The sequence below is a fragment of the Telluria sp. ZB2R32 genome (assembly GCF_059685715.1).
In genome coordinates, this window is sequence record NZ_JCASIG010000002.1 from 12,366 (window position 1) to 36,594 (window position 24,229).

Here is a 24,229-nt window from a genome sequence, read left to right on the forward strand (position 1 = left end):
GTAGTCATAGTCATATTATTTCTGAGTCCTGAACAGGAAGTCTTCGTCGGAGCCGGGCATGATTTCGCCGCTGTCGGCGCCTTCATGCAGCGGCGTGGTGGTGTGGCGTGGCGAGGGCAGCGGGAAGGTGGCGGCGCCCTCTTCCGCCGCGCTGCTGGAGTTGCGGAACATCGAGAACAGTTCGCGGCCCATGCCGATGTGGCTCGACGAGATGTCGGCCGTGACCTGCTTGCGCGCTTCCCAGACTTCGGCCGGTACCAGGGCCTCCAGGGTGCCGGTGGCGGCGCAGACGCGGATGATGTCGCCGTCGCGCACGCGGCCGAGCGGACCGCCGGCCAGGATCTCCGGCGAGACGTGAATCGCCGCCGGCACCTTGCCGGATGCGCCCGACATGCGGCCGTCGGTCACCATCGCCACGCGGTGGCCGGCATCCTGCAGGTTCGACAGCGCCGGGGTCAGCGCATGCAGTTCCGGCATGCCGTTGGCGCGCGGGCCCTGGAAGCGGATCACGGCCACGAAGTCGCGGTTCAGGTGGCCCGCTTTGTAGGCGTGCATAAAGTCTTCCTGCGAATTGAAGGTCAGTGCAGGCGCTTCCACGGTCTGGTGCTCGATCTTGACGGCCGAGACTTTCATCACCGCGCGGCCGAGGTTCCCCTTGACCAGCACCATGCCGCCGTTGCTGCTGAACGGATTGGTGTGCGGGCGCAGCACCGATTCGTCGCCGGATTGCGCCGGCACGTCGCGGAACACGGCATTGCCGGCGTCGTCCAGGAACGGCTCCTTGCAGTGCTTGCGCAAGCCGTGGCCGAGGATGGTGTTGACGTCTTCGTGCGCCAGGCCCGCATCCAGCAGTTCGCGGATGACGAAGCCGGGGCCGCCGGCGGCCTGGAAGTGGTTGATGTCGGCGTCGCCGTTGGGGTAGATGCGGGTCAGCAGCGGCACGACTTTCGACAGTTCGTCGAAGTCGTTCCAGTCGATGACGATGCCGGCGGCGCGCGCAATGGCTACCAGGTGCAGCGTGTGGTTGGTCGAGCCGCCGGTCGCATGCAGTGCGGCGATGGCGTTGACGATGCTTTTCTCGTTGACGATATGTCCGACCGGCAGGTAGTTGCCACCCTGCTGGGAGATCGCCACCGCCTGCTGCGAGGAGGCGCGCGTGAGTGCGTCGCGCAGCGGCGTGCCCGGCGTGATGAAGGCGGCGCCCGGCAGGTGCAGGCCCATCATCTCCATCAGCATCTGGTTGCTGTTGGCGGTGCCGTAGAAGGTGCAGGTGCCGGCGCCGTGATACGACGCCGATTCGCATTCGAGCAGTTCCTCGCGCGTGGCTTTACCTTGCGCGTAGAGCTGGCGCACGCGCGCCTTTTCCTTGTTCGACAGGCCGGACGTCATCGGGCCGCCGGGCACGAACACGGCCGGGATATGGCCGAAGTGGAGCGCGCCGATCAGGAGGCCCGGCACGATCTTGTCGCAGATGCCGAGGTAGAGCGCGGCGTCGAACATGTTGTGCGAGAGCGCGACGGCGGTCGCCATGGCGATGGTGTCGCGCGAGAACAAGGAGAGCTCCATGCCCGGCTGGCCTTGCGTCACGCCGTCGCACATGGCCGGCACGCCGCCCGCGAACTGGGCCACGGCGCCGATGTCGCGCACGGCGTCCTTGATCACTTTCGGGAAGTACTCGAAGGGCTGGTGCGCGGAGAGCATGTCGTTGTACGACGAGACGATCGCCACCGACGGCTTCTTCTGTTCGCGCAGCTTGAGTTTGTCGTTCTGGGGGAAGGCGGCGAAACCGTGGGCCAGGTTGGTGCACGACAGCGCGCCGCGCTGCACACCCTGGATGCGTGCCGCCTCGAGGTGCGCGAGGTAGGCCGCGCGCGAGACGCGGCTGCGCTCGATGATCCGGTTCGTTACCTGTTCAACTACGGGGTGCAGCGCCATGATCGTTCCTTCGAAATTGGATTCTGAAATTTTACTACGAAATGGGAATGGGGGGGGGGTGGGTGGGGGTTTGGTTTTTCGACCCGGTGCCGTGCGTAACGCGTGGACTCGGGAGTCCACCCTACGATGCGCCCCTATCAAGATCCAAAACAATACTGCTGACTGCTGTGCACCGTAGGGTGGGCTCTCGAGCCCACGCGGATCACCAGTGGATCAGCGACAGCGTTTCGCCCGGACCTGGGTACTGCGCACGCCTCATCGTGTAGTGAATTTACGTGCTATTCCCTGTATGATTCGATAACCTGATTAAAACGACATCGCACAAGCTTATTTCATTATTTTATGACCACGCCACTCACCAGCACACCCAGCTTCCAGGCCCTCGAAACCCATGCCGTCGAGGCGGAAGACTGGGAGATGCGGCACCTGTTTGGAGCCGATCCGCAGCGCTTCGCGCGCATGTCGATCGAGGCCGCCGGCCTGTTTCTAGACTATTCAAAAAACCGTCTTGACGGGCGCACGCTTGAACTGCTCGCAGCGCTGGCGCGCGAGCGCGGCGTGGAAAGCCGGCGCGACGCCATGTTCGCCGGCGAGAAGATCAATAACACCGAACAGCGCGCCGTCCTGCACACCGCCCTGCGCGCCCCGCGCGACGCGGCGCTCGTCGTCGACGGCCAGGACGTCCCGGCCGACGTGCATGCCGTGCTGGCCCGCGTCAAGACCTTCACCGATGCGGTGCGCAGCGGCGACTGGCGCGGCCATACCGGCAAACCGATCAGCGACATCGTCAACATCGGCATCGGCGGCTCCGACCTGGGCCCGAAAATGGTTTGCCTGGCGCTGCGCCAGTACAGCCACCCGAGCCTGAGCATGCACTTCGTCTCGAACGTGGACGGCCACGACATGGACGCGGCGCTGGAAACGCTGAACCCGGAAACCACCCTGTTCATCGTCGCCTCGAAAACGTTCACCACGGCCGAGACCATGATGAACGCGCAGACCGCGCGCATGTGGTTCCTGGCCCATGCACAGGAAGAGGCGTTGGCAAAACACTTCGTCGCGGTGTCGACCAACGTGGAAGCCATCAAAACCTTCGGCATCGATCCGGCCAACATGTTCCCGTTCTGGGACTGGGTCGGCGGGCGCTATTCGGTGTGGTCAGCGATCGGCTTGCCGGTGGCGCTGGCCGTCGGCTTCGGCTACTTCTCGGACTTCCTGGCCGGCGCCCACGCCATGGACCAGCATTTCCGGACCGCGCCGGTGGAAGAAAACATGCCGATGCTCCTGGGACTGATCGGCTTCTGGAACCGCCAGTTCCTCGGCTGCACCTCGGTCTCGATCGCGCCCTACCACCAGGACCTGAACCGCTTCCCGGCCTACCTGCAGCAGCTCGACATGGAGAGCAACGGCAAGCGCGTGACGCGCGACGGCGAGCCCGTCGACACCCCGACCTGCCCCGCCATCTGGGGCGAGCCGGGTACCAATGGCCAGCACGCCTATTTCCAGCTGCTGCACCAGGGCACCGACGTAACGCCGATCGATTTCATCGCCGCGCTGCGTCCGGCGCATGAGCTGCAGAACCACCACACCGCCCTGCTGGCGAACTGCTTCGCCCAGTCCGAAGCCTTCATGAAGGGCAAGACGATCGACGAAGTGCGGCAAGACCTCCAGGGCCAGGGCCTGTCGCTGAGCGAGATCGAACGCCTGGCGCCGCATAAAACCTTCCCCGGCAACCGGCCGAGCAACACGATCCTGATGGAATACCTGACGCCGGCCACGCTGGGCGCCCTGATCGCGCTCTACGAACACAAGACTTTCGTGCAGGGCGTGCTGTGGGACCTGAACAGCTTCGACCAGTGGGGCGTCGAACTGGGCAAGGTGCTGGCCAAGCAGGTCGAGGCGGAGCTGAAAGGCGAACCGCGTCCGGAAGCGCACGACAGCTCCACCAACGGCCTGATCGCGCGCGCCAGGGCCGCCGTATGACGATGAACCATGCAGGTAGCGATATGAAAACGCTGAAATTCGATGTCGTCCACAACGATCCGATGCTGGTCGGCGAGTGCCCGCTCTGGCACGACGTGGAGTCGGCCCTGTACTGGGTCGACATCAACGGCCTGACCGTCAACCGCGTGCACCCGGCCAGCGGCAAGTTCACCAGCTGGAAGATGGGGTCGGAACCGTCGGCGATTGCCGCCGACGGCAACAACAACCTGGTCGTGGCAACCCGCAAGGGCTTCATCCGCCTGAACACGACCAGCGGCGAAATCACCGACATCTGCCCCGCCCCCTACGACACGGCGATCACCCGCTTCAACGACGGCCGCGTCGATCCGCAGGGACGCTTCTGGGTCGGCACCATGTACGAGCCGCGCGACAAGCCGGCCGCCGAAATGTACGTGCTCGAGCGCGACAAACTGCGTCTGGCCTGGTCGGGCGGCATGACCAACTCGAACGGCCTGGCCTGGACCCCGGACGGCGCCACCATGTTCCACGCCGATACCACCAGCCACCGTATCGACCGCTACGATTTCGACGCCACTGGCGGCACGGTCGCCAACGGCCGCAACCTGGTCACCTTCCCGAGCGACAAGACCTCGGCCGACTATGGCGGCCGTCCGGACGGCGCCGCGGTCGACGCCGACGGCAATTACTGGATCGCGATGTTCGAAGGCGGCCGCCTGCTGAAACTGTCGCCCACGGGCGAACTGCTGCGCGAAGTGCAACTGCCGCTGCGCTGTCCGACGGCGGTGGTGTTCGGTGGCAGCGACCTGCGCACCTTATACGTTACCAGCGCCAGCCATGGGCGCTCGGCTGAGGAGCTGACGCGGTATCCATTGAGCGGCAAGGTGTTGTGCATCAAGGTCGACGTGGCGGGGCTGGTGCAGCCGGAGTATCGGCGTTGATGTAGGGTGGGCGCCCCGTGCCCACGCGTAAACGTCGCATTGTGTTGGCTTCGTTTTATGAAAAACCCTGCCACCCGGGTGCTGGCTTTACGCGTGGGCACAGGGCGCCCACCCTACGTCCCTCTGGCAAGCAGCCCGGCATGGCGCTGACCCGAACGGTCTCTCCCTCTCGCTTGTGGCACCATCAAACCCGCCCATTCCCACCCACGTAGTAGAGTTTCTTGCCAACCGCATATTCGTGTAGTAAATTTACACAATCAGCAACTCTCTCCATTTGCGACTCCGAACCATGGCCCTTTCCGATTTCGACCTCGTCCTCTTTGGCGGCAGCGGCGACCTTGCGATGCGTAAACTCCTGCCCGCGATGTATGCGCGCGACGTTTGCAGCGACCTTCCCGCCACGGCGCGCATCATCTGCGTCGGCCGCGACGAGAGCGCGCAGGACGCATTCCTGGACTTCGTCGACACGCATTCGAAGCAGCACATCAAGGACCAGGACAGCGTCGAGGAAAGCCGCTGGCAGCGCTTCCGCGAGCGCATCACCTACGTGGCGCTGGACGCCACCAACGTCGATACCTTCGCCCCGCTGGTCGAGGTCTTGCGCGAGGATGAGGCGATCACGCGCGTGTATTACCTGGCCACGCCACCGCACCTGTTCGCCCGCATCTGCGACAACCTGAAAGCCACCGGCCTGGCCACGCCGGCCTCGCGCGTGGTGCTGGAAAAGCCGCTCGGGCGCGACCTCGATTCGGCCAAGCAGATCAATGCCGACGTGGGCAAGGTGTTCGCCGAGTCCCAGATCTACCGCATCGACCACTACCTCGGCAAGGAGACCGTGCAGAACCTGCTGGCGCTGCGCTTCGGGAACGTGCTGTTCGAACCGCTGTGGCGGCGCGAGTGGATCTCCGACGTGCAGATTACCATCGCCGAAAAGATCGGCGTCGGCAACCGCCTCGGCTACTACGACAATTCGGGCGCCTTGCGCGACATGCTGCAGAACCACCTGCTGCAACTGCTGTGCATCGTCGCCATGGAGCCGCCGACCTCGATCGCGCCGGACGCGGTGCGCGACGCCAAGCTGCAGGTGCTGCGCTCGCTGAAGCGTTTTACGCCGACCACGCTCAGCCAGAACATCGTGCGCGGCCAGTACCGCGCCGGTTTCGTCGACGGCCAGGCCGTGCCGAGCTACCGCGAAGAACCGGACGCGCCGAAGCAGTCGAAGACCGAAACCTTTGTCGCCATGAAGGCCGAGATCGACACCTGGCGCTGGGCCGGCGTGCCGTTCTATCTGCGCACCGGCAAGCGCATGGCCGACCGCCTGGCCGAGATCGTGGTGCGCTTCAAGCAGATCCCGCATTCGATCTTTAATCAACCGACGTCGAGCTTCCAGCCCAACAGCCTGGTGATCCGCCTGCAGCCCGACGAAGGCTTGTCGCTGAACCTGATGGCGAAGACGCCGGGCGACTCCATGCGCCTGAAGCAGGCCGAACTCGAACTCGATTTCCGTGAACAGTTCAAGGCGCCGCGCATGGAAGCCTACGAACGGCTGCTGCTCGACGTGCTGCGCGGCCAGCTGACGCTGTTCATGCGCGGCGACGAACTGGAAGCGGCCTGGGAATGGGTCGAACCGATCCTCGACCATTGGGAGCAGGACGACACCGCGCCGGTACCCTACGCCTCCGGCACCTGGGGCCCGGCCGCCTCGTCGGCGCTGATCGGGCGCGACGGCCTGCAGTGGCGCGAAGAAGCCTTGCCTGAGGATTAACCGGATGCTGCTCGACTCGATCCGCACCCAGCTCGACTCGCTCTCGAAGTCGGAGCGCAAGGTCGCGCTGGCGGTGCTGGAAGCCCCGAATGCCACGGTCAGCCAGAACATCACGGCGCTGGCGAAGAACGCGCAAGTATCGGAACCGACCGTCGTGCGCTTTTGCCGCACGCTCGGCTACGACGGCTGGCACGAATTCAAGCTGAAACTGGCGCAGGGCCTGGCGCTGGCGCTGCCCGCCGCGAACGAGCAGCCGGCCCAGGACGACCTGGCGGCGGACCTGGTCAATAAAATCTGCAGCCGCTCGATCAACACCCTGCTCGACCTGCGCAACAACCTCAATGCCGAGTCGGTGCAAAAGGCGCTCGACATCCTGTCGCGGGCCAATAAAATCGAGTTCTACGGCCAGGGCACCTCGGGCATCGTCGCCGCCGACGCCCAGCACAAGTTCTTCCGCTCGGGCGTGCCGACGGTCGCCTATGCCGACCCGGCGATCCACTCGATCGCCGCCGCCCTGCTGCGCGAAGGCGACGCGGTGGTGGCGATCTCGCAGCGCGGCAACAACCCGACCCTGGTGCGCTCGGCCAAGCTCGCGCGCCGCGGCGGCGCCGACGTGATCGTGCTGGCGCCGTCGGGCACCCCGCTGGCGGACATGGCCAGTGTGCTGATTCCGATCGACCTGGTCTTCAACATCGACCCCTACACCCCGATCTCGGCGCGCCTTGCCTACCTGGTCGTGATCGACGTGCTGGCCGTCGGTCTCGCCTTGCAGCGCGGGCCGGAGTTCCGCAAGAAGATGCAGAATGCGCAGAAGGCGCTGGAGGAATTCGATATGCAGTTCGATTCGTTTATTGGCTGAGCGACTCTTCCCCTGCTTGGCGGGACGAGGTTTCCGGCGATGGTTGGACGCGTGGGCGGCCTCGCCACCGCGAACGACCATACTGCAGGGTATAGCCGCCCACCCTACGTCCCTGCGCATATGTATGTAGCCTTTGCAGCAGGACGTAGGGTGGGCGGCTCCACCCGGCAGTGTGCCCCGACGCAGCGCATGCGCCGCCCACGCGTTCAACGCCCGCCGGAGACTTCGATGAAGCTGCCGGTAGTATAGGACGCCGCTTCCGACAGCAGCCACAGCACGGCGCGCGCCACTTCCTCCGGTTCGCCGCCGCGCCCCATCGGCACCGACGACTGCAGCCGCTCCACCCGCCCCGGCTCGCCGCCGTCGGCATGCATCGTCGTGTGGATCAGCCCCGGACGCACGCCGTTGACGCGGATGCCCTCGCCCGCCACCTCTTTCGACAGCCCGATCGTCAGCGCATCGAGCGCCGCCTTCGAGGCCGCGTAGTCGACGTATTCGTGCGGCGAACCCAGCACGGCCGCGCGCGACGACACGTTGACGATGGCGCCGCCGCTGCCGCCGTGCGCCGTCGACATGCGCCGCACCGCTTCGCGCGCGCACAGGAAGGGGCCGACCACATTGGTGTCCATGATGCGCCGGATGCGCGGCGCATCCATCTGCGCCACGCGCATTTGCCGCGCCAGCACGCCGGCATTGTTGACCAGGGCATCGAGCCGGCCGCAGCGCGCGTCGACTTCGGCAAACAGGCGTTCGACCTCGGCCTCGACAGCGACGTCGGCCCGCAGCGCCAGCGCTGCGCCACCCGCCTCCTCGATCGCATGCACGACCTGTGCGGCGGCGGCGGCGTCGCTGCGGTAATTGATGCAGACCCGGTAACCCTGTGCGGCTGCCAGCAGCGCGCAGGCGGCGCCGATGCCGCGTCCGCCGCCGGTGATGAGGATGTTTTTTTTCATGATCGGTTCGCTGCGGTGAAGAAGGATGACCGGGCAAGCATAGCCGGTCCATGTTCAACGTTTCAACATATAATGCTTTTTTACCAAAAAGCCACGCCATGCGGTCGCCCATCGGTTTTACCCTCTCGCTGCGGCGATTGCTCATCCTGCTCAGCGGGATCGGCCTGCTGCCCCTGGCCTTGCTGGGGCTGTGGTCGGTCCATACGGCCAGCCAGCACCAGCAGCGCGAACAGGAGCGCGCCATGCTCGACCTGGCGCGGGCGCTGTCGAGCGCGGTCGACGCGGAGCTCGACGGGGCGATCGCCACCCTCGCCAGCCTGGCGCGCTCGCCGGCCATCGGCGCCGGCGACGTGCGCACCTTCTACGACATCGCGCGCAGCCAGGTACAGGGCCAGCCCGAATGGCTGGCGATCATCCTCACCGACGCCGCCGGCAAGATCCTGTTTCGCACCACCACGCCGTTCGGCGAACCGGCCGGCCGCATCACCGATCCGGAAAGCCTGCGCCAGCTGCTGGCCGTGCAACGGCCGCTGGTCGGTCATGTGTCGCGCGGCCAGCGCGGCAAGGTCGCCTTTCCGGTGCGCGTGCCGATCCGCGACGAAGCCGGGCGCCTGTACGCGCTTACCGCCGTCATCAAGCCCGACCGCATCCTGGGCGTCGTCAAGCGCCAGGGCGTGCCGCCCGATTCGGTGATTGCCGTCATCGATGCCGCCGGTTCGATCGTGGCGCGTTCGAAGGACCATGACAGGCGAGTCGCCCGCCCGACCGGCCCGGCGCTGCAGCAACTCATGCGCGGCGAGTCGCCCGAGGGCGTCGGCGCCAGCGTCAACTTCGAAGGCGACAACATCACCAGCGCCTTTACCAAAGTATCGCGCCATGGCTGGACGGTGGCGGTGGGCGTGCCCAAGCCTGGCATCGGTCCCGCTTCGCTCAAGGGCATCACCCTGTATGGCTGGGGCCTGGCCGCCTCGCTGCTGGCCTGCGTCGGCCTGGCCTCGCTGCTGTCGCTGCGTATCGCGAAAAGCTTCGCCACCCTGCAGCAGGGCGCGGCGGCGCTGGGCGCCGGCAAGCCGGTCGAGGTCATGCCCTCGCGTATCCGCGAACTGGACCAGATGGGCCGGGCGCTGGAAGCGGCGGCCACGCAGCAGGCCACCTACGAGCAGGAACGTTCGCTGTTGCTGGCGTCGCTCGAAGAAGCTCTGAAAACCAGCCGCGAGGCCAGCGTCGTAAAAGACGAATTCCTGGCCGTGCTCGGCCACGAGCTGCGCAATCCCCTGAGCCCGATCGTCGCCTCGCTCGACCTGATGGACCTGCGTGCCGACGACAGCAGCCTGCGCGAGCGCACCATCATGCGGCGCCAGGTGAATCATTTAAAACGCCTGGTGGATGACCTGCTCGACGTGGCGCGCATCACCTCGGGCAAGATGCAGCTCGAGCTGCGTCCGCTGGACTTCGCCGAGGTCGTGCGCCATACGGTGGCCAGCCGTCCCGGCACGGCGATCACGCTGGCGGCGCCGGCCACGGCCTGGGTCGAGGGCGACGAGAGCCGGCTGGCCCAGGTGCTCAACAACCTGCTGTCGAATGCCGAGCGCTTCGGCGACGGCGCCATCGGCGTCACCCTGAGCGCCGACACGCACACGGTGCGGCTGGAAGTGGCCGACAAGGGCATCGGCATGGACCGCGAACTGCTGGCGCGCGTGTTCGACCCGTTCTACCAGGCGCCGCAACAGGCTGCGCGCATCACGGGCGGCCTCGGCCTGGGCCTGGCGATCGTGCGCAAGATCGTCGAACTGCACCATGGACGCGTGTCGGCCCGGAGCGACGGACCGGGCACCGGCAGCAGTTTCGTGGTCGAACTGCCGCTGGCCGCCGCCCAGGCGCCGCTGCCCCAGGCCGCGGCGCCTGCGCGGACCGGCGGCAAGCAGGTGCTGGTCGTCGACGACAACGTCGATGCCGCCACCATGACGGCGCTGGTACTGGAACAGTTCGGGCACGAAGTACGCATCGCCCACAGCGGCGCCGATGCGCTGGCCCTGCTCGAAGGCTATCGGCCCGCGGTCGCCATCCTCGACATCGGCCTGCCCGACATGGACGGCTATGCACTGGCCGCCGCGATCCGGAGAATGGGCACGACGGCGCGGCTGGTGGCGCTGACCGGCTATGGCCAGAAGGCCGACGTCGAACGCGCCGGCGGGGCCGGTTTCGATTTACATCTGACCAAGCCGGCTTCGCTGGATGACCTCGAGCGGGCGGTCGCCGATACGGAAACGACCACACCATGAAGCGGAAAAAACTGACCTTCTGGGGTGCGAACGAGGACGACGACAGCTTGGTGCGCGACGTGATCGCCGGGCACAAGACCGTCACCGCCGACACGGTCGAGGATTACTACAAGGGTTACGGAGAACTGGGCGACGGCGGCTACGTGGCCGGCGACCTGATCGACGTGCACGACCTGAAGGGCCGCCTGCGCTGCACGATCCGCGCGCGCGAGGTGCGCGTGATTACCTTCGGCGACATTCCGGAAGACGTCTGGCGCGGCGAGACGTTTACCAGTGCCCAGGAATTTCGCGACGTGCACGTGCGCTGCCTGCCGCACCTGGACCTGCACGACGGGTTCGAGTTCGTGACGCTGCATTTCGAGCTGGTCGACGTGGCAGCCTGACGAGATTTCAGCCCTGCGCCTGCTTCCACGCGCTGTAGCGTTGCTCGATCACCGGCGCCAGCAGATCGTACGTGTCCCAGGTATCCGGCACGTGATAGATCGAGTCGAGACCCTGGGCCACGGCGTTTTCGTAATCGACCGGATACGGCGACTGCTCGGGCGCGTAATAGAAAGCGGCGAACGCATTGCCCTCGGCGTTCAAGTCTTCGTCGGTGAACTTGGCGTCGCAGGTGTTGATGAACCACTCTCCCGGCGTGACCTGGCGTGCGCGCAGGCGTTCGAAGTCGTCCGCGCAATCCTCGGCATGGAGGGCGCCGCCCAGGCCATGCAGGAGGCACCAGGCGCTGAACATGGCGATGTGCGTGGCGCCGGCCGCGTTCTTCAGGTCCTTGGGAAACTGTCCGCCGTAATGCCAGGACGCGTCATCGTATTTCATGTCTTCTCCGGTTGCAGGCTGTTTGTAGTATTGCCCAGTGTAACGGGTTTGTTGTTCTTGTCGCAATGGTCATCAACTTGTCATCTGCCTTTCCTAGAATGCACGTCTTTCAAGGAGATCATCGATGCAGGTATTCAGCGGACACAAGGGATCGATTACAGCGGCGGTGGCGACGATGTTGATGTTGCAGGGTTGCGGCGGCGGTAGCAGCGACGGGGCGCAGGGGCTGGCGCTGCATGGCGTCGTTGCCGTCGGCGCGCCACTGGTCGGCGCCAGCGTCGCCTTGCAGTGCGCCGCCGGCACGCCGGCCGCCGTCAAGACCGAAGCCGATGGCTCCTGGGCGGTTCCCACCTCCGCCGAACTGGCCCTGCCGTGCGCGATCGAAGTCAGCGGCGGGCGCGTCGGCAGCAGCAGCGGCGCCGAGAACACCGGGCGCCTGCATGCGGTGGCCGTCGCCAAGGGCGTGGCCAACGTCACCACGCTCACCAGCCTGCAGACCGCCGTACTGACCGGCCAGGAACCGGCCGCCTGGTATGCGCGCCTGAAAGCCGACCCGTCCGGCCTGCGCAGCATCGACGCCGCCGCGGCCGCCGGCGCTACCAGCCGCCTCGCCAGCCAGTTGCCCGCCAGCGTCGCGCTGCCAAGCGGCTTCGACCCGGTGACGACCGTGTTTGCGGCGCGCACCGACAATCCCTTCGACCAGTTGCTGGTCAAGCTGCAAACCGCCCTCGCCGACAACGACAGCACATTTGCCGACGCGCTGGCGCAGGCAGCCGCCAAGCTGCCCGTGATCGAAGGAACACCGACGACCCTGACCCTGGCCCGTATCGGCGGCTTCGGCGGCGACGTGGTCGACGGCAAGCTGGTCGACACCCACGAGATCCCGGCCTATGATGCACTGACCAGGCGCCTGTTCGTGGTAAACGGTTCCGGCACCGGCACGGTGGAGGTGTGGAACATCGCCGATCCGCGCAACCCGGTGCAGGTGGGCACGCTGCGCACCGAATCCTTTGGCGCCAATCTTGGCGGCGTGAACAGCGTGGCGGTGCGCAACGGCATCGTGGCGCTGGCGATCCAGGCCAATCCGAAAACGGCGAACGGCAGCGTAGTGTTCGTGAACGCGGCGGACCTGGCGACGCTCTCGCAAGTGCAGGTCGGCGCCCTGCCCGACATGCTCACCTTTACGCCCAATGGCAGCCATGTGATCGTCGCCAACGAAGGAGAACCGAACAGCTATGGATTGAGCGATTCGGTCGATCCGGAAGGTTCGGTCAGCATCATCGACGTCGCCGACATCCGCAAGCCGGTCGAACGCAAGGCCACCTTCACCGCCTTTAACGGCCAGGCCGACAGCCTGCGCGCGAGCGGCGTGCGCATCTACGGTCCGGGCGCCAGCGTGGCGCAAGACCTGGAACCGGAATACGTCACGGTCAGCCTCGACAACAAGACCGCCTACGTCACCCTGCAGGAAAACAATGCGATCGCCGTGGTCGACATCGCCGGCGCCAGCGTCAGCGCCATCCACCCGCTCGGCTACAAGGACCACAGCCTGGCCGGCTTCGGCATGGACGTCAGCAACGAGGATGGCGGCACGAATACCAACAGCGGCACACCCCTGGTGAAAATCGCACCGGCGCCGGTGAAGGGCATGTACCTGCCGGACGGGATCGCCAACTACACGGTCGGTGGCGTGACTTACCTGGTGACGGCCAACGAAGGCGACGCCCGCGCCGACTGGCCGGGCTTTAACGAAGAAACCCGGGTGCGCGACTATTGCGGCACCCTGGGCCTGGACCCGACCAGCTTCACTGGCGACATCGCCAACCTGACGCGCGATTCGAACCTGGGCCGCCTGCGCATCACCACCACGCCGAACGGCGGCAGCACCGGCAAGAACAGCGCCGGCCAGTGCACCGAGCTGGTTGCCTTCGGCGGTCGTTCGTTCTCGATCTGGAACGCCGCCACCGGCGCGCGCGTCCACGATTCGGGCGACGCCTTCGAGCGCACCACGGCGCAGCTGGCGGGCACGCCCGGCTTCGACTTCCCGTTCAACACCGGCCACGACGAAGCCGACGCGCTCGACGCGCGCAGCCCGAACAAGGGTCCGGAACCGGAAAGCGTGGTGGTGCAGCGCTTCGGCCGCAAGACCTTCGCCTTCATCGGGCTGGAACGGGTCGGCGGCGTGATGGTGTACGACGTGACGACGGCCGCGGCGCCCAAGTACGTCACCTACATCAACACCCGCAAAGGTAGCGGCACCGTAATCAAGAACACAAATGGCGACAACGGCATCGTCAACGGCGGCGACCGCGGTCCGGAAGGCATGGTCGTACTCCCGGCGTCCAAGTCGCCGAACGGCAAACCGATGCTGATCGTGGCGAACGAGATCAGCGGGACGACCGCGATGTTCGAGATCGGGCTGAACTGACCATCGAGGCGTACTGCCTTGTCAGCCCAGTGCCAGCTGTCGTGCCGGCACTGGTGCGCGTCTGGATGCAACGAGCGAACGCGTCGGTCCGCTGCCATGAGCAGGAGCGCCGCTGTCGAGCGTGAAGGTACTCACCAGCCGGGCCAGGCTCGCCGCCTGGTCCTCGAGCGAGGTTGCCGCAGCCGCGGCCTCCTCGACCAGTGCGGCATTCTGCTGCGTTACGTCGTCCATCTGCGTGATCGCCGCATTGATCTGCTCGATGCCCAGGGTCTGCTCGGCGCTCGCGCCAGCGATCTCGGACATGATATCGGTCACGCGGGAAATGCCCTGCACGATCTCCTGCATCGTGGCGCCAGCCTCCCCGACGAGCTGCCCGCCGGTTTCCACTTTGCCGACGGAATCGGTGATCAGGCCCCGGATCTCCTTGGCTGCGGCCGCCGAACGCTGCGCCAGGTTGCGTACCTCCGACGCGACGACGGCGAAGCCGCGCCCCTGCTCGCCGGCGCGTGCTGCTTCTACCGCGGCATTGAGCGCGAGGATGTTGGTCTGGAAAGCGATACCATCGATCACCGCGATGATGTCGGCAATTTTCTTTGACGATTCATTAATCGACGCCATCGTCTCGACCACCTGCGAGACCACTTTGCCGCCACGCGTCGCCATCCCCGACGCGCTCTGCGCCAGCATATTTGCCTGGCGTGCATTGTCGGCATTCTGACGTACGGTACTGGTCAGCTCTTCCATCGACGAAGCGGTTTCTTCCAGTGAACTGGCTTGCTGTTCCGTGCGGGCCGACAAGTCCAGGTTGCCGGCAGCAATTTGCTGGGACGCCGTGACAATCGTATCGGTACCGGAACGCACTTCGGAAACGGTCTTCAGCAGGCTTGCATTCATGTCTTTCAGCGCGGAGAGCAGCATGCCGACCTCGTCGTGCGACGCAACTTGAATATTGGTGGACAGATCGCCGGAAGCAACCTGCTGCGCCAGGGTCACTGCGCGTGCCAGTGGGCGGGTGATGCTCCGCGTGAGCATCAGCCCCAGCACGATCCCGCAGGCCAGGGCGGCCAGGCCGAGTGCGAGCAATAATGTGCGCGAACTGGCGTAGACATTATCAATACGTTTATTTGCCGCTTGGAACAACGAGTCCTGATAAATCGCGACCTCGTCCACCAAAGCGAGGTATTTCTTTAATTCCGGCACCATCTTCTGGGCCACCGCAACCTTGAACTCGTCGCTTATACCCTGTTCGGCCTTGCGCTTGAATAGCTCCGCACGCACGTCGCTGTACACCTTGCGCTGCGCGATGACTGCCTGCAGGTTCGCCTTTCCTTGTGCGCTCGATACCAGGCTTTCCAGTTCCTCCTGCACCTTACTCACTTGCAAGCTAACGATCTTCATTTCGTTATCGAGCGCCTGCTCATCGGCCGGGTCTGTGCTTTTTGCCTTGGCCAGTGTGCGTACACTGTTGGTTGCGATTCCTTCCCGCCATGCGGCGGCAAGTTTAGCTTTGTGATTCGCCTGCGCCATCTCCGCCTTGGCTTCATCGATGCGATGGAGCTGCCACAAGGCGCTGAACAGCATGATGCCGATCAGAAGAAGAAGGATGGCAAAAGCGCCGCTGAGACGGGTACCGATCTTGAGGTTCGCTAATTTCATGAGTATATTCAACTGGTTATGGATAAGCCTGGCCTATATGCCGACCTGTCGAGGTTACACATAGCAGAAAGTTTCCGTAAGATAACCCCTACAATTCCTGACCGGTAAGTTAGTTACGTTAAACCGTATTTACCATATGAAACATATAAGTAACGGTGGCTGATCCACAACGGTTTGATAACAGTTTTATAGGCACCGTGGTCGAATGCACAATGATCCGCATGCGTGCATGGATCTGTCGTGCTGGCTGTAAAATAGCGCTTTTCGCCTAGCTTCCGAGCCCTCATGCACATCAATCCAGAACGCAGCACCCGCCCCGATTACGACCTGCTGGTACGCCAGGTGGTCAGCGTGTTGGAAGGCGAACGCGACCTGACCGCGAACGCGGCGCAGTTTTCCGCACTCGTGTACGACACGCTTGCCGACCTGAACTGGGCCGGCTTTTATTTCACCGTGCCTTCCAGGAAGGGCGAAGGCCAGGACCTGCTGGTCGGGCCGTTCCAGGGCAAGCCGGCCTGCGCGCGCATTCCGTTCGGGCGCGGCGTCTGCGGAACTACCGCGGTCGAGCGCAAGACCATCGTGGTGCCGGACGTGCATGCGTTTCCGGGACATATCGCCTGCGATTCGGCCTCGAATGCCGAGATCGTGCTGCCGGTGATCAAGGATGGCAAGCTGGTGGGCGTGTTCGACATCGACAGCCCGGTGCTGGAGCGCTTTACCGAGGAAGACCGGGTTGGATTGGAAGCGATGGTGCAGGCGTTTGTTAATGCGACGGATTGCTGATTTGGCGCTGCGCGGTTTCACGTAGTCGCAAATCAAGCGCCGTACCGCGTGGGCACAAGTGCCCACCCTACGATGCAAAGAATGTTTGGCAATATTAAAATTTAGGCAAATTATATGAACCAACTTGAACAGCTGAAGCAATTTACGACCGTCGTTGCCGATACCGGCGATTTCCAGTCCATCAAGGCCTATGCGCCGCAGGATGCGACCACGAATCCGTCGCTGATCCTGAAAGCCGTGCAGAAGCCGGACTACCTGCCGCTGCTGCAAAAAGCGGTGGCCGAATCGAATGGCGGCTCGACCGAGGAGATCGTCGACCGCCTGCTGATCGCGTTCGGCGTCGAGATCCTGAAGTTCGTGCCGGGCCGCGTGTCGACCGAGATCGATGCGGCGCTGTCGTTCGATACCGAAGCGACCGTCGCCAAGGGCCGCGAACTGATCGCCCTGTACGAAGCGGCCGGCGTGTCGCGCGAGCGCGTGCTGATCAAGATCGCTTCGACCTGGGAAGGCATCCGCGCCGCCGAGATCCTGGAAAAGGACGGTATCCACTGCAACCTGACCCTGCTGTTCTCGCTGTGCCAGGCGGTGGCCTGCGCCGAAGCGGGCGTCAAGCTGATTTCGCCTTTCGTCGGCCGTATCTACGACTGGTACAAGAAGTCGACCGGCACCGAGTACACCGGCGCCGACGATCCGGGCGTGCAGTCGGTCAAGCGCATTTACCAGTACTACCGCACCTTCGGCTACAACACCGAAGTCATGGGCGCGAGCTTCCGCAATACCTCGCAGATCCTGGAACTGGCCGGCTGCGACCTGCTGACCATTTCGCCGGACCTGCTGCAACAGCTGGCCGACAGCGACGCGCCGGTCGAGCGCAAGCTGACGCAGGAAGCCGATGCGGCGGTCGAGAAGATCGCGGTCGACGAGAAATCGTTCCGCTTCATGCTCAATGAAGATGCGATGGGAACCGAGAAGCTGGCGGAAGGAATTCGCGCGTTCGTGGCGGATTCGAAGAAGCTCAAGAAGATGATCGAAGAGATGCGTTGATAGGATTATCCGGTGCGCGGTGGTTGCGTGCGGAATAAACAATGGATACGAACGCCGGCGTGATGCCGGCGTTTTGTTTTCCATGATAGCAAATGGCGATGTTCGAGCTGTCGCACATGAACGTGCACATATGTGCACATCCATAACTTATGGCTCTACTTAGATTTGACTGCCGAAGCAAAATATTCAATTTACCGGAACCTCGATAAAAACTCTATGGCAGCGCTGCGACATTGATTTACATGGAAATTGGAGTTACCATAACTAATTTTAGTCAATAACATTAATTACCAATAGCCAGTCGCTATCAATATATGCCTGAAGTATCATCGTTTACTATATCAATAGTTGTCGATTTTTCTCGCGATATTATTCTCGATTTTTATCTCTTATTGATATAAATGGAGAGATTTAAGTCCTGTTGTCAGTTTATAATATTGTTTCGCTAGACTTCATACATAGAGATCTTGATCGGCAAGCAATACGAATTTCCCTAGCGCTTAATTATTTCAATGAAAGCCTATCTTGAATAATAAAAAAAGACTTGAACATTTTATTAGCGAGGGTTTTTTTGCCGCCCAAATTCCGCCTTGTTTTACTTCTCATTCCTTTGGGTCGAAAATACATATTCTTGCGTCAAAATGGGATCTAATTAAGCCTGAACGATGCACCGAAGAGAGCGCATACGAACGGTATTCTGTCGCGCGCGTAGGACACAATCGACGTCCAATTGCGATTTCGAATCCAGTTGCTCAGTTTTATCTCTCTCGATATATTGCGGACGAGTGGCTACAAATCTCAAAAAAGCTAAGGAAAAGTAGAATTTCCCTTAGCACGCCAAAGCTATCAAAAAGCCTTGGGCGTGCAATCGAGATAACCCCTATAAAGAAATTACAAGAGGAACGTTTGCTCCGCGCTGCTGGTGCACGTTTCGTTCTTATAAGCGACATATCTCAGTTTTTTCCTAGTATTTACACTCATGCTATAGCCTGGGCTGTTGAAGGGAAAGAAACGGCAAAAAAGAAATCGGTTCGAAACAATAAATCACTTTTGGGAAATCGATTAGACGAGTTATGCCGTTACACCCAGCAAAATCAGACCATCGGCATCCCGATTGGGCCGGATACATCACATGTGATCTCGGAGTTGATCGGAGTTGGGATCGATCAGATATTGCATGAAAAATTAGGGAAGTGGCCTGCTGGTTACCGGCATGTTGACGACTTCTGTCTATATTTTGACACCGAAGTGGAAGCGTCACGTGCTCTAGCTGTTCTCTTTGAAGCATTAGCGGTTTTTGAATTAAAACCCAATACACAAAAAACAAAGATTTTAAGGGTATCACATTCGCCAATTGAATCCTGGGTTCATAAATTTGACTCTTTTGAATTTTCGCAGAATAGGGCATCACAACGGCGTGATTTACACCGCTTTTTCGATTTATCCTTTTCCTTAGCTGAAAGATTCGACGACGAGAACGTGATGCAATATGCGCTTCGGAGAGTGGAAACAGAGATCGTGAAATCAGCAAACTGGGAGGTCTTCGCCGCATACTTAATGAGATGCATGGATGCGTTTCCTAACACAATCCCTGAATGCGTTACGATTGTAGATACTTACAAAAGGTATTTACGTCCGGGCGCATTTCCAACTAAAAACTGGCAAAAGGTGACCTCTTCACTTTTACAACAACATGCCCCTCTCGAAAAGCATAGCGAAGTAGCATGGCTTCTGTGGCTAGCACTTAGACTTGATATAAACATCGAAAAAAAAGCTGTTCAGGCACTCGAACAAATGAAAAGCTCGGTGTGCCTCTGCATATGTCTTGAGCTTGAGCGTCGTAAGCTTTTGAAAAAGCAGTTAGCAAAAGCAAAGCTTCCGGATCATGTTAATTCTGATTCACTTTACAAATCGCAATGGTTACTGATGTATGAAGGTGCCGTACAGAATTGGCTCCCCAACTCCATTGCAATAGTGTCTCAAGATAAGTATTTTAAAGAGATGCTTAAGGCTGGAGTAAAGTTTTTTGATCCTAATGCTGCACCAACTCCGATTTTCAAACTAAAGGAAACCGATAAGGGAATAACGAGCCCAGATCGAGTCGCCTCACTCCTTGACAGCGATGATGATCTTTACGAATATTTCGATTTCGTCGACTTAAACAGAGACTATCTTGGCCGTCGGATTCGAGAGGATCACGATGAAGATGACGATGAGGACGACGCGCAAACCTTAAAAGGATCTAATGAAAAGGATGAAATGGACTGGATGCTTTCGACGAAAAATGAGGTTGATGACGATTTCCCTTGGTAGAGACATTGATAGACTGAAATGCCAAAATTTCCATAATGCTCACCAAGCCATTGTGACTAGGGACTATCCTCCGGTGTGACCGCAAAAACCAAACGAAAATTAGGTTTGTGAGAAGAAATTCCGCTTACCCCTAAAGGCTCGACGTTTTCAACCAATAATAATAATAATAATACAACTATCTTAAAATTATTTAATTTCATTCCATCGCCTCATGAAAACTAAAAAGAATATCTTAGCTGCCGTTTTTAAGAGTTTTGGAATCCCTGCTCTAATCGCTCTTACAATAGTCTTATTAGAATTTTTCTCCCCATGGGATGTGCCTAAGGAAATATCAGAAGGAATAGGATCTTTTTTTGCAATTATTTTTTTCCTAATGTACTTTTATGGACAATATAAGCGTGTAGAAAAGCATACTGAAGACAAAGAGTCATTTAAAGGTGTGAGCGAAAAACTCAGTTCGCTTGAGGACTTGGTGCGCCAACTTGGTAGTACTACTGCACCAAATTCAGACTGGCAAAATGAACCAATTTTTACTTCAGCAGGCTACTTAATAGTACAAGCCAAAGAAATTTTAAGTCAAGGATATACCCTCGCCGCACTGCTTCAGGCAGGCGTTGCATTCGAGCAAGCCATTAGAAATTTTGCACAAGGCCTGGACATCGAGCGGGCGAAGGTGATGCCGCTCAATCGAATTTTCCAAAGCTTATCGGGAACCTTACCCAAGGATCTATTACAAGAATTTGACGGACTGCGGGAAATTAGAAATAAGTTAGTTCATATTAGCGAGGATGAGCTAGACGATCTGTCAGATGCTAAAGCTATCCTTTATCACTATGAATCAGCAATCAGCAAGTTATCACTGTATGTTCGACTTGTATCTATTCCATTCGCTTCCATGTATCAGAAACCGTCTACAATAACATCAAGCATGCCAATTCAAAATGATTAAGGCCATAAAAAGTATATTGAGATAACGCCAATGATTGTTCCGTTACGACTTTACAAATATGAAGCAGTTACGCTTCAAACCTTACTAAACCTTAAAGGTCAAGTTATCTATTTTGGCTCCCCTTTAGCCTTTAACGATCCGTATGACTGTGCGCTAACGCCAAATTTTAAAGATTTAAATGACGAGGCGGTTGAAGAACTGCGTGGACTATATCTGAAATCTAAAAATTTAACTGCTGCAGCGCGGAGAGAGCTTACGGCTAGCTCAATCGAAAAATTAAAGGACAATTTTACTCGAGCAGCAATAAGTGCTCTTACTTCTAACATCGATAATTTTTTAAAAAATCGAGGAGTCGCTTGCTTTTCCGAAAAAACGACGATTTACTCATGTGGTCACACTATGGCGGGAAATACCGCGGGATATGCCTCGAATTTAACACTCAACTCCCGCCGTTTGAAAAAGTCAAACAAGTACAATATGTAGAAACTTTACCTCAACTCGATGTTGCGGAAATCCTTTTAGAAGCGGGGACCTTTGACCATATACGTGACCTCTATTGTACAAAGTCAAAATCGTGGTCTTATGAGTCGGAATGGAGAGCTATACATCAAGTGGCGGGAACCGAGTACATCTACCCTACACAAGCTTTAACGGCGGTTTATTTTGGGCCAGATATTGACAAGAAATCACTCGAAATCGTTTGCTTGATTTTAAAAGGACAAAACGAAAGTGTCCGACTTTTTCAGGGAATGAGAAGCACTTCTAAATTTCGCGTAGAATTCAACGAATTTAATTATGTCTCGTATGTAGAAGCTAAAAAATTCGAATTGTTGGATTAAGGTTTTTCTTTGTGACGCCTTATGTAAACGCATATTAAGAAAACCAATCCTCCTTGAATATGATACGCCGACGATCCGGGCGTGCAGTCGGTCAAGCGCATTTACCAGTACTACCGCACCTTCGGCTACAACACCGAAGTCATGGGCGCGAGCTTCCGCAATACCTCGCAGATCCTGGAACTGGCCGGCTGCGACCTGCTGACCATTTCGCCGGACCTGCTGCAACAGCTGGCCGACAGCGACGCGCCGGTCGAGCGCAAGCTGACGCAGGAAGCCGATGCGGCGGTCGAGAAGATCGCGGTCGACGAGAAATCGTTCCGCTTCATGCTCAATGAAGATGCGATGGGGACCGAGAAGCTGGCGGAAGGGATTCGCGCGTTCGTGGCGGATTCGAAGAAGCTCAAGAAGATGATTGAAGAGATGCGTTGATGCGTTAATACGCATTGAAAGAACGACGCCGGCGTGATGCCGGCGTTTGTTTTTCGGGCCAGGTTACACGTGTGCCATGTGCAAGCGCCGTATTGGCGGGCATGCCCGCCCTACGTTGTGTTTGTAGGGCGGGCATGCCCGCGCAAAACGCCAGCGTCGAGTTAGCGCGCCCGAATCCCCTCGAGCATCGTCCCGATCATCTTGTCGCCCAGGTCGATCAGGCTGAACGCCGTCGGTTCGAACATCCAGTTGCGGATCAGCCCATCCATCAGCGCCCACAGGCCCGCCGCCAGCAGCTGCGGTTCGACGTCCGGCTTGATGAGCCCGGCGGCCTGGGCCAGCGTCAGGCGCTCGACCACCTGTTCCGTCAGTTCGCACTTGCTCTGGCGGCGGCGCACGCGCACGGCCTCCATTTCGCTGACGAATTCCACCTTCAGCGACGCGATCTCGAGCACGCGGCGCGCCTGCGGGTTGGTCTCGGTCACACGGAAAATCTCGACGAAGAACTGGCGTACGTCGGATAGCACCGTCGTCGCGTCCGACTTGCCGAGCGAGCTCAATGCGCACTCGAACGGCAGCGTCACCCGCTCCATCATCGCGTTGAACAGTGCGCCTTTGTCGTCAAAATGCCAATAGATCGCACCGCGCGTCACGCCGGCTTCGGTTGCGATATGCTGCAAGGTCGTTCTCGAGACACCTTGTTCAACAAACAATTTCTCCGCAGCATCCAAGATGCTGTCGCGTGTGGCCGCTGCTTCTTCTTTTGTCCTGCGGGCCATGTCTCTTCTCCAGTTTTGAGTGGGTCCTGCACGTTAAACATACACCCATGATAGTATATATAAAATTTCGACAAAGCCAGTGATGTAACCGTGCACAGGACCGAGAGGTACCTGAGGGCGGTTGCATCTTTTCCAAAAATCCAGAAGGAAGCACGTTAATGCGCTCTGCCCACTCCTCACCCCTGTCGCTCACGCGAATCGCTGCCTGCACGCTGATGGCCGTGACCCTGCTCTCGGCCTGCGGCAAGAAAGACGCCGCCCAGGCCGGCCCCGGCGCCGGCGGCCAGATGCCGGCGCCCGAAGTCGGCGTCGTCACCACCAAATTCGAACAGGTCGCCCTCCAGACCGAACTGCCGGCCCGCGCCGAACCGGTGCGCGTGGCGCAGGTACGCGCGCGCGTCAACGGCGTCGTCCTGAAACGCCTGTTCACCGAGGGCAGCGAGGTCAAGGAAGGCCAGTCGCTGTACCAGATCGATCCGGCTCCCTACCAGGCGCAGCTGGCCGCCGCCCAGGCCGACCTCGGCCGCGCCCAGGCGACGCTGACCCAGGCCGCGGCCCAGGCCGAGCGCTACAAGCCGCTGGTCGAAGCGAATGCGATCAGCAAGCAGGAATACACCAACGCCGTCGCCGCCCAGAAGCAGGCCGAAGCCGCCGTCGCCGCCTCGCGCGCCCAGGTGCGCATCTCCCAGATCAACGCCGGCTACGCCAGCGTCAACGCGCCGATCTCGGGCCGCATCGGCCGCGCGCTGGTCACCGAAGGCGCGCTGGTCTCGGCCACCGAGGGCACCGAACTGGCCGTCATCCAGCAGACCAATTCGATGTACCTGAACATCACCCAGTCGGCGTCCGAAGTGCAGCGCCTGCGCAAGCAGGCCGGCGCGAACGGCAACGCTGCGAAAGATGCTTCCGTCACCGTGATCCTCGACGACGGCACCGAACTGCCGACCCGCGGCAAGCTGCTGTTCTCGGACGTCACCGTCGATCCGGGCACCGCCCAGGTCACGCTGCGCGCCACCGTGCCGAACCCGGACAACGCCCTGCTGCCGGGCCAGTACGTGCGCGTGCGCCTGGCCCAGGCCGAAGTGCCGAACGGGATCGTCGTGCCGCAGCAGGCCGTCACCCGCGGCGGCGCCCAGGGCGACACCCTGATGGTCGTCGGCCCGGACAACAAGCCGACCCCGCGCACCATCAAGATCGCGTCGCAGCAGGGTTCGAGCTGGGTCGTCACCGAAGGCCTGAAGGAAGGCGAACGCGTGATGGTCGACGGCTTCCAGAAGCTGCAGATGCTGCCGCCGGGTACCGCGGTCAAGGCAGTGCCATGGCAGGCGACCGCGCAAGCCGGCGCCGCTCCGGCCGGCCCGCAGAACGCGTCCGCCAACGCCGGCCAGGCCGCCGCCGCGACCAACCGCCAGCTGCCTGCCTCGGCGCCATCGGGTTCGACCGCCGGCGCCGCGCCGGCCGCCGCCTCGACCGGCCGCTAAGCCGCAGTAACA

General features: G+C 60.6%; 19 protein-coding genes and 1 pseudogene. 15 read left to right on the forward strand and 5 right to left on the reverse strand.

Going from position 1 to position 24,229, the window contains the following annotated elements; all coding sequences use genetic code 11:
• Positions 1–15: 15 nt before the first annotated feature.
• The gene (gene edd / locus AC56LG_RS05060) at positions 16–1,935 is read right to left on the reverse strand and encodes a phosphogluconate dehydratase (protein ID WP_497165037.1); all 1,920 of its coding nucleotides are present in this window, start codon (positions 1,933–1,935) and stop codon (positions 16–18) included.
• A gap of 342 nt (positions 1,936–2,277) precedes the next feature.
• On the opposite strand from edd, the gene pgi reads away from it, so the two are divergent.
• The 4 genes from pgi to AC56LG_RS05080 all read left to right on the forward strand — a co-directional run bounded on the left by pgi (position 2,278) and on the right by AC56LG_RS05080 (position 7,462).
• Positions 2,278–3,918, forward strand: a complete 1,641-nt coding sequence (gene pgi, locus AC56LG_RS05065; protein WP_497165038.1) for a glucose-6-phosphate isomerase — start codon at positions 2,278–2,280, stop codon at positions 3,916–3,918.
• Positions 3,919–3,941: 23 nt separating this feature from the next.
• On the forward strand, positions 3,942–4,838 hold the full coding sequence (locus AC56LG_RS05070; RefSeq protein ID WP_497165039.1) for an SMP-30/gluconolactonase/LRE family protein: 897 nt from the start codon (positions 3,942–3,944) through the stop codon (positions 4,836–4,838).
• 289 nt (positions 4,839–5,127) lie between these two features.
• Positions 5,128–6,603, forward strand: a complete 1,476-nt coding sequence (gene zwf, locus AC56LG_RS05075) for a glucose-6-phosphate dehydrogenase (protein ID WP_497165040.1) — start codon at positions 5,128–5,130, stop codon at positions 6,601–6,603.
• Positions 6,604–6,607: 4 nt separating this feature from the next.
• Positions 6,608–7,462 (forward strand): SIS domain-containing protein, encoded by an 855-nt coding sequence (locus tag AC56LG_RS05080; RefSeq protein ID WP_497165041.1) that lies wholly within the window; start codon positions 6,608–6,610, stop codon positions 7,460–7,462.
• Between the two features lie 206 nt (positions 7,463–7,668).
• On the opposite strand, the gene AC56LG_RS05085 is transcribed toward AC56LG_RS05080, so the two are convergent.
• Entirely contained in the window at positions 7,669–8,415 is a 747-nt protein-coding gene (locus AC56LG_RS05085; RefSeq protein WP_497165042.1) for an SDR family oxidoreductase, read from the reverse strand.
• Positions 8,416–8,513: 98 nt separating this feature from the next.
• On the opposite strand from AC56LG_RS05085, the gene AC56LG_RS05090 reads away from it, so the two are divergent.
• Together AC56LG_RS05090 and AC56LG_RS05095 are read left to right on the forward strand one after the other, a co-directional pair.
• The gene (locus AC56LG_RS05090; RefSeq protein WP_497165043.1) at positions 8,514–10,697 is read left to right on the forward strand and encodes a hybrid sensor histidine kinase/response regulator; all 2,184 of its coding nucleotides are present in this window, start codon (positions 8,514–8,516) and stop codon (positions 10,695–10,697) included.
• Positions 10,694–11,080: an ASCH domain-containing protein gene (locus tag AC56LG_RS05095; RefSeq protein WP_497165044.1), complete on the forward strand. Its 387-nt coding sequence runs from the start codon at positions 10,694–10,696 to the stop codon at positions 11,078–11,080. Before AC56LG_RS05090 ends, AC56LG_RS05095 begins: the two co-directional genes overlap by 4 nt.
• 7 nt (positions 11,081–11,087) lie before the next feature.
• On the opposite strand, the gene AC56LG_RS05100 is transcribed toward AC56LG_RS05095, so the two are convergent.
• Positions 11,088–11,516, reverse strand: coding sequence for a DUF7832 domain-containing protein (locus AC56LG_RS05100; RefSeq protein ID WP_497165045.1), 429 nt, complete (start codon positions 11,514–11,516; stop codon positions 11,088–11,090).
• A 124-nt stretch (positions 11,517–11,640) separates the two neighbouring features.
• Between AC56LG_RS05100 and AC56LG_RS05105 the strand changes: the two genes are divergently transcribed.
• Complete coding sequence (locus tag AC56LG_RS05105; RefSeq protein WP_497165046.1) at positions 11,641–13,944, forward strand: choice-of-anchor I family protein; 2,304 nt, start codon at positions 11,641–11,643, stop codon at positions 13,942–13,944.
• A gap of 21 nt (positions 13,945–13,965) precedes the next feature.
• On the opposite strand, the gene AC56LG_RS05110 is transcribed toward AC56LG_RS05105, so the two are convergent.
• Positions 13,966–15,600, reverse strand: a complete 1,635-nt coding sequence (locus AC56LG_RS05110) for a methyl-accepting chemotaxis protein (RefSeq protein WP_497165047.1) — start codon at positions 15,598–15,600, stop codon at positions 13,966–13,968.
• A 285-nt stretch (positions 15,601–15,885) separates the two neighbouring features.
• On the opposite strand from AC56LG_RS05110, the gene AC56LG_RS05115 reads away from it, so the two are divergent.
• The 7 genes and pseudogenes from AC56LG_RS05115 to AC56LG_RS05145 all read left to right on the forward strand — a co-directional run.
• The gene (locus AC56LG_RS05115; RefSeq protein WP_497165048.1) at positions 15,886–16,383 is read left to right on the forward strand and encodes a GAF domain-containing protein; all 498 of its coding nucleotides are present in this window, start codon (positions 15,886–15,888) and stop codon (positions 16,381–16,383) included.
• Positions 16,384–16,497: 114 nt separating this feature from the next.
• Positions 16,498–17,427, forward strand: a complete 930-nt coding sequence (tal, locus tag AC56LG_RS05120; protein ID WP_497165049.1) for a transaldolase — start codon at positions 16,498–16,500, stop codon at positions 17,425–17,427.
• Between the two features lie 525 nt (positions 17,428–17,952).
• On the forward strand, positions 17,953–19,740 hold the full coding sequence (locus AC56LG_RS05125) for an RNA-directed DNA polymerase (RefSeq protein WP_497165050.1): 1,788 nt from the start codon (positions 17,953–17,955) through the stop codon (positions 19,738–19,740).
• Between the two features lie 211 nt (positions 19,741–19,951).
• Positions 19,952–20,689, forward strand: coding sequence for a hypothetical protein (locus AC56LG_RS05130; protein ID WP_497165051.1), 738 nt, complete (start codon positions 19,952–19,954; stop codon positions 20,687–20,689).
• A 30-nt stretch (positions 20,690–20,719) separates the two neighbouring features.
• Positions 20,720–21,172, forward strand: coding sequence for a hypothetical protein (locus tag AC56LG_RS05135; RefSeq protein WP_497165843.1), 453 nt, complete (start codon positions 20,720–20,722; stop codon positions 21,170–21,172).
• On the forward strand, positions 21,076–21,528 hold the full coding sequence (locus AC56LG_RS05140) for a DUF2971 domain-containing protein (RefSeq protein WP_497165052.1): 453 nt from the start codon (positions 21,076–21,078) through the stop codon (positions 21,526–21,528). Before AC56LG_RS05135 ends, AC56LG_RS05140 begins: the two co-directional genes overlap by 97 nt.
• Before the next feature lie 66 nt (positions 21,529–21,594).
• Positions 21,595–21,957, forward strand: a pseudogene (locus tag AC56LG_RS05145) (transaldolase family protein); the annotation flags it as partial.
• Positions 21,958–22,118: 161 nt separating this feature from the next.
• Here the strand turns inward: AC56LG_RS05145 and AC56LG_RS05150 are convergent.
• Positions 22,119–22,637: a TetR family transcriptional regulator gene (locus tag AC56LG_RS05150; protein WP_497165053.1), complete on the reverse strand. Its 519-nt coding sequence runs from the start codon at positions 22,635–22,637 to the stop codon at positions 22,119–22,121.
• Positions 22,638–22,894: 257 nt separating this feature from the next.
• Between AC56LG_RS05150 and AC56LG_RS05155 the strand changes: the two genes are divergently transcribed.
• The gene (locus tag AC56LG_RS05155) at positions 22,895–24,217 is read left to right on the forward strand and encodes an efflux RND transporter periplasmic adaptor subunit (protein WP_497165054.1); all 1,323 of its coding nucleotides are present in this window, start codon (positions 22,895–22,897) and stop codon (positions 24,215–24,217) included.
• Positions 24,218–24,229 lie beyond the last annotated feature (12 nt).

Excerpts from the sequence above, each read along its gene's own strand:
- AC56LG_RS05095 (WP_497165044.1), top strand. The coding sequence starts at position 10,694 with ATGAAGCGGAAAAAACTGACCTTCTGGGGTGCGAACGAGGACGACGAC.
- AC56LG_RS05100 (WP_497165045.1), bottom strand. The coding sequence starts at position 11,516 with ATGAAATACGATGACGCGTCCTGGCATTACGGCGGACAGTTTCCCAAG.
- AC56LG_RS05135 (WP_497165843.1), top strand. The coding sequence starts at position 20,720 with ATGATTGTTCCGTTACGACTTTACAAATATGAAGCAGTTACGCTTCAA.
- AC56LG_RS05070 (WP_497165039.1), top strand. The coding sequence starts at position 3,942 with ATGAAAACGCTGAAATTCGATGTCGTCCACAACGATCCGATGCTGGTC.
- AC56LG_RS05105 (WP_497165046.1), top strand. The coding sequence starts at position 11,641 with ATGCAGGTATTCAGCGGACACAAGGGATCGATTACAGCGGCGGTGGCG.
- AC56LG_RS05130 (WP_497165051.1), top strand. The coding sequence starts at position 19,952 with ATGAAAACTAAAAAGAATATCTTAGCTGCCGTTTTTAAGAGTTTTGGA.
- AC56LG_RS05140 (WP_497165052.1), top strand. The coding sequence starts at position 21,076 with ATGTGGTCACACTATGGCGGGAAATACCGCGGGATATGCCTCGAATTT.
- AC56LG_RS05085 (WP_497165042.1), bottom strand. The coding sequence starts at position 8,415 with ATGAAAAAAAACATCCTCATCACCGGCGGCGGACGCGGCATCGGCGCC.
- AC56LG_RS05090 (WP_497165043.1), top strand. The coding sequence starts at position 8,514 with ATGCGGTCGCCCATCGGTTTTACCCTCTCGCTGCGGCGATTGCTCATC.
- AC56LG_RS05115 (WP_497165048.1), top strand. The coding sequence starts at position 15,886 with ATGCACATCAATCCAGAACGCAGCACCCGCCCCGATTACGACCTGCTG.
- AC56LG_RS05110 (WP_497165047.1), bottom strand. The coding sequence starts at position 15,600 with ATGAAATTAGCGAACCTCAAGATCGGTACCCGTCTCAGCGGCGCTTTT.
- tal (WP_497165049.1), top strand. The coding sequence starts at position 16,498 with ATGAACCAACTTGAACAGCTGAAGCAATTTACGACCGTCGTTGCCGAT.
- zwf (WP_497165040.1), top strand. The coding sequence starts at position 5,128 with ATGGCCCTTTCCGATTTCGACCTCGTCCTCTTTGGCGGCAGCGGCGAC.
- AC56LG_RS05080 (WP_497165041.1), top strand. The coding sequence starts at position 6,608 with ATGCTGCTCGACTCGATCCGCACCCAGCTCGACTCGCTCTCGAAGTCG.
- edd (WP_497165037.1), bottom strand. The coding sequence starts at position 1,935 with ATGGCGCTGCACCCCGTAGTTGAACAGGTAACGAACCGGATCATCGAG.
- AC56LG_RS05155 (WP_497165054.1), top strand. The coding sequence starts at position 22,895 with ATGCGCTCTGCCCACTCCTCACCCCTGTCGCTCACGCGAATCGCTGCC.
- pgi (WP_497165038.1), top strand. The coding sequence starts at position 2,278 with ATGACCACGCCACTCACCAGCACACCCAGCTTCCAGGCCCTCGAAACC.